Source organism: Marinomonas foliarum, from assembly GCF_003337275.1.
GTDB lineage: Bacteria > Pseudomonadota > Gammaproteobacteria > Pseudomonadales > Marinomonadaceae > Marinomonas > Marinomonas foliarum.
In genome coordinates this window covers 22,543-35,276 of the sequence record NZ_QPJQ01000022.1, presented here as the reverse complement: position 1 = coordinate 35,276, position 12,734 = coordinate 22,543, and the positions used below count along the sequence as shown (strand labels likewise).

Annotated in this window: 12 protein-coding genes and 7 tRNA genes; 4 read left to right on the top strand and 15 right to left on the bottom strand. The window is 43.3% G+C overall.

Annotated elements, in window-relative coordinates:
* Positions 1-6: 6 nt before the first annotated feature.
* The 11 genes from holB to DFP77_RS11930 all read right to left on the bottom strand — a co-directional run bounded on the left by holB (position 7) and on the right by DFP77_RS11930 (position 4,323).
* Complete coding sequence (gene holB / locus DFP77_RS11980; protein WP_114412519.1) at positions 7-945, bottom strand: DNA polymerase III subunit delta'; 939 nt, start codon at positions 943-945, stop codon at positions 7-9.
* Positions 946-1,584, bottom strand: coding sequence for a dTMP kinase (gene tmk / locus DFP77_RS11975; protein ID WP_114412518.1), 639 nt, complete (start codon positions 1,582-1,584; stop codon positions 946-948).
* Positions 1,585-1,596: 12 nt separating this feature from the next.
* Positions 1,597-2,628 carry an endolytic transglycosylase MltG gene (gene mltG, locus DFP77_RS11970; RefSeq protein ID WP_114412517.1) on the bottom strand — a complete coding sequence of 344 codons (1,032 nt, stop codon included), beginning with the start codon at positions 2,626-2,628 and terminating at the stop codon, positions 1,597-1,599.
* Entirely contained in the window at positions 2,615-3,442 is an 828-nt protein-coding gene (pabC, locus tag DFP77_RS11965; protein WP_114412516.1) for an aminodeoxychorismate lyase, read from the bottom strand. The genes mltG and pabC overlap by 14 nt, the downstream gene beginning before the upstream one ends.
* Positions 3,443-3,490: 48 nt before the next feature.
* A tRNA-Glu gene (locus DFP77_RS11960) sits at positions 3,491-3,566 on the bottom strand.
* A gap of 29 nt (positions 3,567-3,595) precedes the next feature.
* Positions 3,596-3,670 (bottom strand) — tRNA-Gly (locus DFP77_RS11955).
* 15 nt (positions 3,671-3,685) lie between these two features.
* Positions 3,686-3,761: transfer RNA gene (locus DFP77_RS11950), tRNA-Glu, on the bottom strand.
* Between the two features lie 47 nt (positions 3,762-3,808).
* A tRNA-Gly gene (locus DFP77_RS11945) sits at positions 3,809-3,883 on the bottom strand.
* A 99-nt stretch (positions 3,884-3,982) separates the two neighbouring features.
* Positions 3,983-4,058: transfer RNA gene (locus DFP77_RS11940), tRNA-Glu, on the bottom strand.
* A 54-nt stretch (positions 4,059-4,112) separates the two neighbouring features.
* A tRNA-Gly gene (locus DFP77_RS11935) sits at positions 4,113-4,187 on the bottom strand.
* Positions 4,188-4,247: 60 nt separating this feature from the next.
* Positions 4,248-4,323, bottom strand: a tRNA-Glu gene (locus DFP77_RS11930).
* 131 nt (positions 4,324-4,454) lie between these two features.
* On the opposite strand from DFP77_RS11930, the gene DFP77_RS11925 reads away from it, so the two are divergent.
* The 3 genes from DFP77_RS11925 (at position 4,455) to htpX (ending at position 7,364) form a co-directional block, all read left to right on the top strand.
* Positions 4,455-5,024 carry a YajG family lipoprotein gene (locus DFP77_RS11925; RefSeq protein ID WP_114412515.1) on the top strand — a complete coding sequence of 190 codons (570 nt, stop codon included), beginning with the start codon at positions 4,455-4,457 and terminating at the stop codon, positions 5,022-5,024.
* A gap of 176 nt (positions 5,025-5,200) precedes the next feature.
* On the top strand, positions 5,201-6,418 hold the full coding sequence (locus tag DFP77_RS11920; protein WP_114412514.1) for a pyridoxal phosphate-dependent aminotransferase: 1,218 nt from the start codon (positions 5,201-5,203) through the stop codon (positions 6,416-6,418).
* 67 nt (positions 6,419-6,485) lie between these two features.
* Complete coding sequence (htpX, locus tag DFP77_RS11915; protein WP_114412513.1) at positions 6,486-7,364, top strand: protease HtpX; 879 nt, start codon at positions 6,486-6,488, stop codon at positions 7,362-7,364.
* Between the two features lie 54 nt (positions 7,365-7,418).
* Here htpX and DFP77_RS11910 read toward each other — a convergent pair whose 3' ends face one another.
* The 4 genes from DFP77_RS11910 to gcvT all read right to left on the bottom strand — a co-directional run bounded on the left by DFP77_RS11910 (position 7,419) and on the right by gcvT (position 11,053).
* Positions 7,419-8,141: a flagellar brake protein gene (locus DFP77_RS11910; RefSeq protein ID WP_114412512.1), complete on the bottom strand. Its 723-nt coding sequence runs from the start codon at positions 8,139-8,141 to the stop codon at positions 7,419-7,421.
* 22 nt (positions 8,142-8,163) lie between these two features.
* Entirely contained in the window at positions 8,164-9,300 is a 1,137-nt protein-coding gene (locus DFP77_RS11905; RefSeq protein ID WP_114412511.1) for a 4-phosphoerythronate dehydrogenase, read from the bottom strand.
* The gene (locus tag DFP77_RS11900; RefSeq protein ID WP_114412510.1) at positions 9,281-9,820 is read right to left on the bottom strand and encodes an elongation factor P hydroxylase; all 540 of its coding nucleotides are present in this window, start codon (positions 9,818-9,820) and stop codon (positions 9,281-9,283) included. The genes DFP77_RS11905 and DFP77_RS11900 overlap by 20 nt, the downstream gene beginning before the upstream one ends.
* A gap of 132 nt (positions 9,821-9,952) precedes the next feature.
* A complete protein-coding gene (gcvT, locus tag DFP77_RS11895; protein WP_114412509.1) occupies positions 9,953-11,053 on the bottom strand; it encodes a glycine cleavage system aminomethyltransferase GcvT in 1,101 nt (366 codons plus the stop codon).
* Positions 11,054-11,425: 372 nt separating this feature from the next.
* On the opposite strand from gcvT, the gene glyA reads away from it, so the two are divergent.
* The gene (glyA, locus tag DFP77_RS11890; RefSeq protein WP_114412508.1) at positions 11,426-12,703 is read left to right on the top strand and encodes a serine hydroxymethyltransferase; all 1,278 of its coding nucleotides are present in this window, start codon (positions 11,426-11,428) and stop codon (positions 12,701-12,703) included.
* Positions 12,704-12,734 lie beyond the last annotated feature (31 nt).

The following is a 12,734-nucleotide window of genomic DNA, read 5'->3' as shown; positions in this document are numbered from 1 at the left end:
GTTGGTTTACCACTGATTCAATTCGTGTGTGAGTTGCATAATGGGGTTTAAATTCGTCTTTTGAAGGTCTGACTTTAATTTTTGCAATGATTGATAACGTAACATAAGCGTTTGAATACCCAAGCGAGCAATGAGCGTGTCATATATTGCTTGTAATGCAGAATCAATCGGAGCGCCAGTCGAATGGCAAATACATTGATGTAGAATCGCAGCCAAGCCATTGCAGTAATCTTCAATATTACTATTATCCAACCCCTTCAATATTGCACTGACTGAGGCCGATCCGCGCAATAGATCAGTCAATTGATCTGGCAGCGAGGCGTATAATTGCGCTTTCCCTTGCTTCTGAACCGCCAGTAAACGAAAAGGCTGAGTCGTTAACCAGAATAATGAACTTAAAGCATCACCATCAGCTTGCTTCATCAACCATTGCCTTACCTCAGCCTCATTTGGGGTCGGCACATTCACTAAAAGGCAACGACTACGAATGGTAGGCAACAAACTGGTTGATTGTGAACTGGTAAGAACAAAGTAAGTTCGATCAGCTGGCTCTTCAAGTGCTTTAAGCACAGCGTTCGCCGCATTAATATTCATTGCCTGAGCATGAGTAATTAATACTACTTTATTTTGACCGACTTGAGGTTTTTGGCTAATTTGACGAACCAGTAATCGAACTTGATCGACTTTGATTGTTGCGGCCTGTCCATCCAAAACGCGAAAATCTGGATGAGTATCGGCACGCATCAGCTGACAAGAATGACAATGCCCGCATGCCGCCGCCTGATCACTTTCGCACATCAGATCTTTTACCATTTCATGAGCAAGCTCTTCTTGCCCAACACCATTAGCACCAGTAATTAATAAAGCATGAGAAAGGCTATTGGCCTGTCTCAATACTTGGACCTGTCTTAAACACGGCATCAACCAGTCAGCAATAGTGGACATTTAGGAATCACCAGCCCAAGAGCTATTAAGTTTAACAAGCTGCTCTTCTATTTGTTGCTTAACCGAGTCTAGTGATTGACTAGCATCGACGACTCTAACCCTTTCAGGATCAACTGTTGCTCGCTCAAGAAAACCGTCCCTAACTTTTTGATGGAAAGCTAAAGACTCTTTATCTAAGCGATCTTGATGCTGACGCTGAACAACGCGTTCTTGACCCAATTCGACAGGAACATCCAACAGCAAAGTAGCATCAGGTTTATTATTGCCTACAACCCACGACGCAAGTTGATCAAGCATAGCAACATCGCCACCTCGTGCTTTACCTTGATATACGTAGCTGGAATCCAAGAAACGATCACTGATCACCCAGGTACCATTTTCTAAAGCCGGCTGAATTTTTTCAGCTAAATGTTGAGCCCTTGCAGCAAAAACCAAAAGCAGCTCTGTAACATCGTTTACCGCTTCATCGCGAGGACTCAGTATAAGCTCGCGTATCTCTTCCGCAAGTGGTGTTCCGCCAGGCTCTCGAGTCATTGTATAAGGGATACAATTATCATCGAGCCATTGACGAATAAATTGGATTGCAGTGGTCTTACCACTACCTTCTCCCCCTTCTAGCGAAATAAACTTACCTCTCATGCACTACCCTCTCTATTTCGTAACTTCTGGGGTCGACCGATAATCTTCTCGGCGCTTATACTGATATTCCCTTACTGCGCGGTTATGCTCTCTTAATGTATTAGAAAAAGCATGCGTACCATCCCCTTTAGCCACAAAGTACAAAGCCTTTGTCTGCTCAGGATTAAGTGCCGCTTCAACCGCCTCTCTGCCAACATTCGCAATAGGTGATGGTGGTAAACCGTAAATTCGATACGTATTATAAGGAGATAAATCTTGTAAGCCTTTACGGGTTAAATTGCCTTTAAACTTGTCACCAAGGCCATAAATAACCGTCGGATCTGTTTGCAGTCGCATCCCCTTTTCAAGTCGACTTATAAAGACCTGAGCAATAAGTGGACGCTCATAAGGAACGCCTGTTTCTTTCTCAATAATAGATGCCATAATAAGAGCCTCATACGGCGTCTTATAGGGTAAATTTTCTGCTTTTTTCGCCCATAATTCAGCCAACGTCTGCGTCATTAATGTATGAGCGTGCCTCAGTATACTAACGTCTGTATCACCATCATGATAACGATATGTATTTGCAAAAAATTGCCCTTCAGGATGATCTACATTGAGGCCAAGCTTTTCAGCAATTTCTTCATCTGAAGCATCAAGCAATGTCATAGTAATATTGCCTTTTGCCTGCATCGCGAGCAAAAATTCTTTTGTCGTTTTACCTTCTAAAAGAGTAATCGAATAAAATATAGACTCGCCTGAATCGAACAATATCATGATATCAAGTAAATTCATGTCAGGCTTAATAGCGTACTTGCCTACTTTAGGCACCCATTCTGGATGAAGCTTAGCCACCACCCGTGTTAAATAAGGGTTAGCAATCAACCCCTTATCACTCAAGCTATTGCCCAGGCTGTAAGAAGAATCACCAGCCTGCACTACGAATATTTCGTCATCCTCTATCGTCACCGAATCAGTAATAGAATAATAAAGATAGCCAGCCAGAACAGCCAATAGAGTAATAGACAAAAAAGCAACGCGATAAAACCATTTAATGAGTGCCATGCATATCCTTAGCTTGCATTAAAATTTGTAATTTTCGGGTATGACACCCTATAGGAAAAGACATACCTGTTACACCAACAACAGGTACAATCCCCATCAAACTGTTAGTGATAAAAACTTCATCTGCTGCCATAAGATCACTCAGCAAATAGCGCCCGACTTGAACAATGTACTCAGCTTGCTGCTCAATAATGGCTTTTCGATAAGTACCTTGAACACCCGTTTTTTCAAGCGATGGCGTATATAAAACACCTTGTTTATACCAAAAAAGATTACTCTGAATGCACTCAACCAACTCTTTATCAGCATTCAACATTATGGCCTCAAAATCAAAGGGCATTAAAAACCGCTTCGCAATCACATTCTCAAGACGGTTTAAATGCTTAATCCCCGCCAAAAAACGGTTGGAGCTAACAGGTACGGGCGAAACAGAGAGTGATACCCCCTTTTCTTGATGAACTTTATAATTGGGCGCAGGTAGGATACCGATAACAATCGACTGAATACAATTTTCTGGTGCCAAATAACCTCGGCCACCTTCACCCCTGGTCACTATAATTTTCACCACAGACTCTTCATTAATTAAAGGCAGAACTTGAAAATTCAGAAAATTCTTCAGAGTGTTTTGTTGGTCGATGGAAAAAGGCATAGCAAGCTTGGATAGCCCACGAAAAAGGCGAGAAAGATGATCTTCAGTTTGTAGCAAACTGTGAGGGAGCGCGCGAATGGTTTCAAAAACACCATCACCGTAAGCCAAACCACGATCAGCAACAGAAACCGAATTGTCTAATCTGTAATTGACGAACCAAGTCATGGCTAAAAACTCAAAAATTAAGGTTAGCTATGATAGCGCAAAAAAGGATGGCGTCCCATAGGGGGTTCGAACCCCTGTTACCGCCGTGAAAGGGCGGTGTCCTAGGCCTCTAGACGAATGGGACATACAAATAAACTTTCTCTTTAAAGAAAGTGGAGCGGGAAACGAGGCTCGAACTCGCGACCCCAACCTTGGCAAGGTTGTGCTCTACCACTGAGCTATTCCCGCAGATACATAAAATAGTGGCGTCCCGTAGGGGGTTCGAACCCCTGTTACTGCCGTGAAAGGGCAGTGTCCTAGGCCTCTAGACGAACGGGACGCATTCTAGCTTTTATAGTGCTATAACTATATTCCCCCGAAAGGAAATGGAGCGGGAAACGAGGCTCGAACTCGCGACCCCAACCTTGGCAAGGTTGTGCTCTACCACTGAGCTATTCCCGCATTTCAACTACCCTACTCTCTATTCGCATAAAGCAGTGGGTAATTTAATCTATGATCCGCCTTAGCCAATCACATTACTATTCAACAATAGTAAAATAGTGGCGTCCCGTAGGGGGTTCGAACCCCTGTTACTGCCGTGAAAGGGCAGTGTCCTAGGCCTCTAGACGAACGGGACACAATTCAGTTTTAATAAACTGATAACACATCACGCTATCGCTAACGTCGATGCTGGAGCGGGAAACGAGGCTCGAACTCGCGACCCCAACCTTGGCAAGGTTGTGCTCTACCACTGAGCTATTCCCGCAAACACTTCTCAGCAAACAACAAAAACAAGTAGACTATATAGACAACCTTGTGAAAAGATTGGCGTCCCGTAGGGGGTTCGAACCCCTGTTACTGCCGTGAAAGGGCAGTGTCCTAGGCCTCTAGACGAACGGGACAACGTTATAATCTTGCTGTGTGAGCGGGTGCGTATATTACTGTTACCAATCTTAAAATCAACAGTTTTTTTCATTAATTTAAGCGACTTAGGTAAAAAGTCGCTTTAGAAATCAATCTGATCGGAGCTCTTATGCTGAATAAACACTTCTTTTTGACCTTATCCCTTTCAACAATTTTATTAGCTGGTTGCTCCACAACCCACTATATAAGCATAACGCCAGAAGCTGACGTACAAACTGCAAGCCTGACAAACGACCGTGTAATCAACGTTTCAACCAATACTCAACTTAACAATTCCATCGGCTCTATTAAAACAGGCATTAATGAACGAGCAGACATATTTACAACGAATGACATTAAGTTAAGTGTAAAAGAAAGCGTACTTAAAGGATTGCGTGAACTTGGCTTCACTCCTGACCAAGGCCTCATGCCAGCTGCAGATCTACAAATCGAAATCAGTAAGATGAGTTACACTACTGAGGTTGAGACCTTAAAAACCATTGCCACTCTAGAATTTGAACTAAAGGCCACCCTCGCAGCAAAGGGGCAGACCTATAAAGCAAATTATGGCTCCCAGAAAGTAAGAGAGTACGGCACAATGCCATATCAGCAGGCAGTACAAGATGATATGAATGCACTTGCCAGCCAAACTGTGAATCGACTATTAAGCGACCCCAACATTATCACCCTACTTAAATAAACCGCAAAATAACCAGCCTCCTTTTCTACTTATGAATTAGGTGGCTGGTTTTTCTAGCTCATTCCTCTCGACCCCTCATCATTTTATAATGAATTTTTTCTTTGCCTATCTTGATCACCTATAAGTTAGGTGTAAAGTGGACACACCTCCCACACAGCTTTAGTAAGGATAATGTGGTGCAAATTCGTAAATCCAACAAACTCGCTAATATATGCTATGAAATTCGCGGCCCAATTTTAAAAGAAGCCGTTCGAATGGAAGAAGAAGGTCAAAGGATTCTAAAGCTCAATATTGGCAACCCTGCCCCGTTCGGCTTTGAAGCTCCCGATGAAATTCTAGTCGACGTCATTCGTAACTTGCCAACATCGCAAGGCTACTGCGATTCAAAAGGTCTTTTTTCTGCCCGCAAAGCCGTTATGCAAAAATACCAAGCCATGGGCATCAAATCTGCTGATGTTAATCATGTATGGATGGGGAATGGCGTTAGTGAGCTAATTGTTCTCGCTATGCAAGGCCTCCTTAATGATGGAGATGAAATACTTATCCCTGCCCCCGACTACCCTCTTTGGACAGCCGCAGCAACGCTCTCAGGCGGCTACGTAAAACACTACCTATGCGATGAAGGTTCTGGATGGCAACCAGACGTTGATGACATTCGCTCTAAGATATCAAACAAGACCAAAGCGATTGTTATTATTAACCCAAATAACCCAACGGGTGCTGTCTACGAAAAAGGCATACTCGAATCCATAGTCAATCTTGCCGAAGAACACAATTTACTCATCTTCTCCGACGAAATTTATGACAAAATTCTTTATGACGAAGCCAAGCACATTCCAACAGCCACTCTCACAGAAGGGCGCGCACCCTGCATTACCTTTGGTGGACTTTCGAAAGTGTACCGCACCGCAGGCTTTCGTTCAGGCTGGATGGCTATAACCGGTGACAGGAGTGGCATTCAAGACTATATAGAAGGCTTAGATATACTCAGCTCTATGCGCTTATGCGCCAACGTTCCAGCCCAGCACGCCGTTCAGACAGCACTTGGAGGCTACCAAAGCATCAATGAGCTAATCATACCTGGCGGACGCCTATACGAACAACGCAAGGTGGCATGGGAAGCATTGGACTCAATTCCTGGGGTCCACTGCCACAAACCTGATGGGGCGTTATATCTATTCCCTCGTTTAGACCCGAAAGTCTACGATATTAAAAATGACATAGACCTGGTTTTGCAATTCTTACGCGAAGAAAAGGTGCTGATCGTTCAGGGCACAGGATTCAACTGGCCAACCCCCGACCATGTTAGGTTCGTATTTCTTCCACATGTTGAAGAACTAGCTCCCGCTATGGAAAGATTCGCTGCTTTTTTAGGCCGATTAAGAAAGCGCTAACTCCTCTCTTGAAATAATCCTATAAAACCCTACTATGCTCCTTAACAGTTTCTTAAGGAGCATAGTAATGCGCATTATTCTGTTTTTACTGACGAACTTAGCAGTCATGGTGGTTGCAGGGATCGTTCTGAGTCTTTTAGGCGTTAATGGTTACATGTCCAGTAATGGCCTAGATTTCACCTCGCTGCTTATTTTCTGCGGTGTGTTTGGCTTTGCCGGCAGTCTAGTGTCACTTCTTCTGTCAAAATTCATGGCAAAGCGAGGGTCTGGTGCTGTTGTTATTAAGCAACCAAGCAACCACAAAGAAGCATGGTTACTTGATACAGTAAAAGCACTTTCACACCAAGCAGGAATAAAAATGCCAGAAGTGGCAATATTCCCAACCCATGAAGCAAACGCGTTCGCAACAGGCTGGAACAAAAACGATGCCTTAGTCGCCGTATCAAGTGGCATGCTAGATAGATTCTCTCCTGATGAAATAAAAGCAGTACTTGGTCACGAGATTGGTCACGTGGCCAATGGCGACATGATTACTCTGTCTCTTATTCAGGGCGTTGTTAACACTTTCGTAATGTTTTTTGCTCGAATTGCAGCTTACGCTGTAGATCAATTCCTACGCAGAAACGACAACGAAGGCTCCGTGGGCTGGGGCTACTATATCGCCACTTTTGTATTTGAAATTATCTTTGGCGTTTTAGCCTCTATCATTGTTATGTGGTTCTCTCGTTACAGAGAGTTCAGAGCAGACGAAGCAGGCGCACGATTAGCAGGCAAAGGCGCTATGATTGCAGCCCTTGCTCGTTTGCAGCAAGAACACGAAGAAAGCCGCATGCCAGACTCCATGCTTGCCTTCGGCATACGCCGCGGCAAGAAACCAACAATGGGACAGCTATTTTCTAGCCACCCCCCTATTGAAGATCGTATTAAAGCACTACAAGCACTTTAATATTTAACAAAAAACGCCAGCAAAATGCTGGCGTTTTTTTCAAAGTATATAAATTCATTTAGATTTATTGCGCTGAGTCTCGAAAATAAACGCCATCAGCGGAATACCTACATCTTTCCCAGAATCAACAAATCGCACACCGTAAACATAAAAATATTCCACACCCATTCTTGCTAGAAAATCATTATCTACTAAGCTCGCTTGAACTTGCTCTAACATTTGAATTTCTTGAGAACGGATTTCACAATCTAGCTTTAAAAGGTGATTATATGGGCCCACTTTAATATTACAGTTAAGCTTCATTGTTTGATTAACAGAGCCAAAATCTTCTTTTGAGATCAGCTTAGCCCCACCAAGACTTAAATCAATAATCACAGCAGAGGATGAATCTGAAATAGACAACGAAGAACCGTTTGGCTCTAAATTAGAAATCAAACGAGTCTCTACACGAACCGCCTGACGCACTTCAGATGTTTCAACATATTCTGGGTAAGCAATATGGAGATGCGCTGCCGGCTCCAAATAGCTTTTTGCCACCTTACTAGAAAAGGCACAAACGTGAGTACTCAGCATTAGTCGAGCATTTACTACCTGACCATCTCTAACCAAAATATTTTTACCATTTATTTTAGGTGTAGAAAGTATCAATGATCTGCCCGGAATATTTCCAAGAACTTTCACCATATAACGACCAGGAGGAGAAATAAATTCTATTTGAACGTTTGTACCTATAGGTACATCAAGATCCCCCAAATCAACCTGCATAACTCCAGCCATTCTTTTACCTTAGCTTTATTATTTATTGTCTCGAGAAACCAACGGCATCTATTAAACTAGAGACTCCATTACTATTCGCACGCACAGTACAAGTATTTAATTCATCTCTTTCTACATAATGCTTTCTCAACCAATCAAAAACATTACTTTCTTTATTTTCTCGGTATTTAAAGCGCAACCGAACATCATCCCTAGCCACATCATAAATTGCTTGCACACTTCGAGCCAGCATTTCTTCTTGCGAGACACCGGCAGTAACATCAATAAAAGAAAGCCAACCTGAACTAATAGCGTCTTTTTTATTAATTACGTGTGAATTTAGCCCTAAATGGCGACACAAAGCCTGATAAACCATCCAGGTACCTTTTTCACGACCTTGCTTACTGTATCCCGCGATATGTGGTGTGGCAATATCGACAATAGAGACAAGATTCTGGTTAATTTCTGGCTCAGCATCCCAGACATCTATCACCAGATGAATATTACCGTCTAATTGCTTATAGCGTTCAAGCAGTGCATTTTCTTCAATAACACCACCTCGTCCAGCCGAAATAATAGTAACACCAGCGGACACCCTAGCAAGCTCCTCGCTACCGATCATCCCCATAGTTGGACAAGGGCCTGAGTTTGTTAAAGGCGCATGCAGAGAAATTACATCACAACAAAGAATTTCATCCAAAGAAACAAAGTTCGCTGAACCACCCTCTTTTTCCTTAATAGGATCATGAATGCATACATGACAGCCTAAATCAGCAAAACGGTCATATACAGCTTTACCAACATTACCATAGCCAATCACGCCGATTTTCTTACTCAACCAGCTAAGTTTTTTTGTCATATAAAGATGACTCAAACCACTAAACACATAATCCGCGACTGCTTCTGCGTTGCAACCGGGCGCACTACTAAATGCAATACCCACTTCAGCCAGATAATCTAGATCGATATGATCGACACCTATGGTAGCGCTGCCCACAAAACAAACAGAACTACCCTCAAGCAACTCCCGCGTCACTTTCGTCACAGAACGAACCAAAAGCACATCCGCGTCTTTTATTTGGTTGTTTGTTATTGTCCGGCCATTTACCAATTCCACATCACCCAAATGCGAAAAAAGAGCTTTCGCATTTGGCATATTCTCATCTGCAATAATTTTCATACTGTTGCTTTAAAAACTCACTAAAAACTAAATCTGGATGGCGTTGTGCCAATAAATAGGTTGAAAAAGCCTCAGCCCTTCTCGGCAAGCCAGTAACTATATAGCTACCTACCTGCTTCATTACAGCTTGTTCAAAGTGCTTAGCGTCATAATCAGGCATAGACAAATTATCAACACTTACACGAAATGGCAGCCCTGCCGACCAATGCAAAACACACTCAACAGCCTGAGGCTTAACCTCGACACACTCAAACTCTTGCTGGGTTTTCAAATCTCGCGTATCGGATTCATACCAATAACCATAATCCTCCAGCAAACGCCTTTCTGAGCCTGCAATACACCAATGGCTCACTTCATGTAGCGCACTTGAGCAGTAATCGAAGCGAAAATATATAGTCGCCGGAGCGCCAACCTCAGCAGGCAAATATAAGGGTTCATCTGCACCACCTACAAGGCGGGTATTAAAACTTGAGAGAAAACAGGCGCTAAAGGCTTCAACAAGCTGCGTTACACTTGCCAACGTATAGACTCCAAAAGCAAAGAATTATCACATAAGAAAGAAAAATGCGCCACGCAAAGAAAATAACTTCACGCAGCGCATTTTATGCAATCCCGCCAAACTCATGAGCGGGCTAAAAAATCACTCTAAACATTAGCCTCGATAATATCGAGAAGGTACAAACGGCATAGACGTCTGAGCCAAAGGAATACTCTTACCCCTAACGCTAGCAAATAAATCTTCGCCGCCATCAAGCGCCTGGACTGCCACATAAGCCATCACGATAGGCTTAGCAAGAGTTGGAGAGAAACCACCACTAGTCACAACACCTTTAACCTCACCAGAAGCATCCACTATCTCCACACCTTCACGAACCGGGGCACGACCATCAACTAGAAAACCAACACGCTTTCTTGCTGGTTTATTGACAAATTGCGGTAAAATAATATCAGCACCCGGAAAGCCACCAGCACGCGCCCCATCTAAACGACGCACTTTTTGTATCGCCCAATTAAGAGAAGCCTCCACTGGTGTTGTTGTCGCGTCAATATCATGACCATACAAGCACAAACCAGCCTCTAGGCGTAATGAGTCACGCGCACCAAGACCAATCCACTCCACCTCGTCAAACGCCAATAAAGCATTAGCAAAAACTTCAGCTTTGTCATTTGGCACAGAAACTTCGTAACCGTCTTCACCAGTATAACCAGAACAACTCACCCATAGCTCCACGCCCTGCCATTCTAGCTTCAAGCTTTGCATGAATGTCATACTGGAAGCATCAGGAACCATACGCGCAAACACTTCACGCGCTTTTGGCCCTTGAATTGCTAGCAATGACCTATCTTCTATAACGTCAACATCACAATCAACCAACGTAGCTTTTAAATAAGCAAAGTCTTGGTCTTTACAGCCAGCATTCACAACCATAAATACTTCATCGCCCCAATTGGCGAACATTAAGTCGTCCGTAATACCGCCCTTATCAGTCGTAAACATACCGTAACGCTGTGTACCTTCAGGCAATCCAATTACATCAACAGGCAAAATAGCTTCAAGCGCAGCTTTTACATTTTTACCTCGTAGCATTACCTGCCCCATGTGCGACACATCAAATAACCCCGCGTTTTCACGAGCCCATAAATGTTCTTTCATCACACCTAACGGATATTGAACTGGCATCTCATAACCAGCAAATTCAACCATCCTAGCGCCTGAAGCGACATGTAAATCACATAGAGCAGTACGTTTCATAACGAAAACCTTTAATTAAAGTAGTAACAATGTTTGTTTCCAATTGGAAACAGAGTATCCAAATTCAGCCAGACTTGACAAGCCCCAAGCAGCATTTAATCGAAGAACATCCAACCTAAACTCAATATTTTCAATGCAAAATATTAAACGAACGGTCAAGTATATTAATAAACAAACTTGAAAAATCCATCCCAATTACTGTTTCCAATTGGAAACTTTTTCATTATCATAGTCAAAAATGACGTAAACCGAACAATGACTGACGCTCCTAGAAAGATGATCTTTTTTCATCATCATAGACTGCCTTAGTGTTATTATACGCACGACTCATTGTCTTTTTGGCATACATGTTTATTTAAGAGGAATTTCCCCATGGCGAATACCGAAGCTTTTTTCAGCCAAACTTTAGCTGAGCGAGATCAAGAACTTTTTGCAACAATCGTTGAAGAGCAAGAACGCCAAGAAACCGGCATTGAATTGATTGCTTCTGAAAACATCACTTCAAAAGCGGTTTTAGAAGCTCAGGGCTCAGTACTAACCAACAAATATGCAGAAGGTTACCCACATCGTCGCTACTATGGTGGCTGTGAAGCAGTTGACGTAACGGAACAGCTTGCCATTGACCGTGCTAAAAAACTTTTCAACTGTGAGTTTGTAAACGTTCAGCCTCATTCTGGCGCACAAGCTAACGGTGCAGTAATGCTAGCACTGCTTCAGCCTGGCGACACTATCATGGGTATGTCATTGTCTTCTGGTGGTCACTTAACTCACGGCGCGGCACCAGCTCAATCTGGCAAATGGTTTAATGCTGTTCAGTACGAAGTTAGCCCAGAAACATTATTGATTGATTACGATGCTATCGAAGCACAAGCACTAGAGTGCAAGCCAAAGATGATTATCGCGGGTGGCTCAGCCATTCCACGTCAAATCGACTTCAAGCGCTTCCGTGAAATTGCAGACAAAGTTGGTGCTTACCTTTTCGTTGACATGGCTCACATTGCTGGACTTGTTGCGACGGGTGTTCACCCATCTCCACTTCCACATGCACACGTTGTTACAACAACAACACACAAAACACTTCGCGGCCCACGTGGTGGTATGATTCTTTCCAATGACCTAGATCTTGGCAAAAAAATCAACTCTGCGGTATTCCCTGGCTACCAAGGTGGTCCATTGATGCACGTTATTGCTGGTAAAGCAGTCGCTTTCGGCGAAGCATTGAAGCCAGAGTTTACTGATTACATTAAACAAGTCGTTGCTAACGCTAAAGCGCTTGCTGAAGTAATGGTTGAACGTGGTTGTGACATCGTTACTGGTGGTACCGATACACACCTAATGCTAGTTGACCTTCGTCCAAAAGGACTAAAAGGTAACGCAGCAGATGCCGCCCTTGAACGCGCTGGCATTACCTGTAACAAAAATGGCATTCCATTCGACACAGAAAAACCGATGGTAACTTCTGGTATCCGCCTAGGTACACCGGCAGCAACATCTCGTGGATTTGGTATTGAAGAATTCCAAAAAGTGGGTCATCTTATCAGCGATGTACTTGATGGCTTGGTAGCAATGCCAGAAGGAAACCCAGAAGTAGAGGCTCGCGTACTTGCAGAAGTTAAAGAGCTTTGCAAACGCTTCCCACTTTACCGCTAAGATCACGTACCCAATGGGGCAACCCTCCTTG

Bases quoted from the DNA above. Each gene is read 5' to 3' on its own strand.
- holB (WP_114412519.1), bottom strand. From the start codon at position 945: ATGTCCACTATTGCTGACTGGTTGATGCCGTGTTTAAGACAGGTCCAA.
- tmk (WP_114412518.1), bottom strand. From the start codon at position 1,584: ATGAGAGGTAAGTTTATTTCGCTAGAAGGGGGAGAAGGTAGTGGTAAG.
- mltG (WP_114412517.1), bottom strand. From the start codon at position 2,628: ATGGCACTCATTAAATGGTTTTATCGCGTTGCTTTTTTGTCTATTACT.
- pabC (WP_114412516.1), bottom strand. From the start codon at position 3,442: ATGACTTGGTTCGTCAATTACAGATTAGACAATTCGGTTTCTGTTGCT.
- DFP77_RS11925 (WP_114412515.1), top strand. From the start codon at position 4,455: ATGCTGAATAAACACTTCTTTTTGACCTTATCCCTTTCAACAATTTTA.
- htpX (WP_114412513.1), top strand. From the start codon at position 6,486: ATGCGCATTATTCTGTTTTTACTGACGAACTTAGCAGTCATGGTGGTT.
- DFP77_RS11910 (WP_114412512.1), bottom strand. From the start codon at position 8,141: ATGGCTGGAGTTATGCAGGTTGATTTGGGGGATCTTGATGTACCTATA.
- DFP77_RS11905 (WP_114412511.1), bottom strand. From the start codon at position 9,300: ATGAAAATTATTGCAGATGAGAATATGCCAAATGCGAAAGCTCTTTTT.
- gcvT (WP_114412509.1), bottom strand. From the start codon at position 11,053: ATGAAACGTACTGCTCTATGTGATTTACATGTCGCTTCAGGCGCTAGG.
- glyA (WP_114412508.1), top strand. From the start codon at position 11,426: ATGGCGAATACCGAAGCTTTTTTCAGCCAAACTTTAGCTGAGCGAGAT.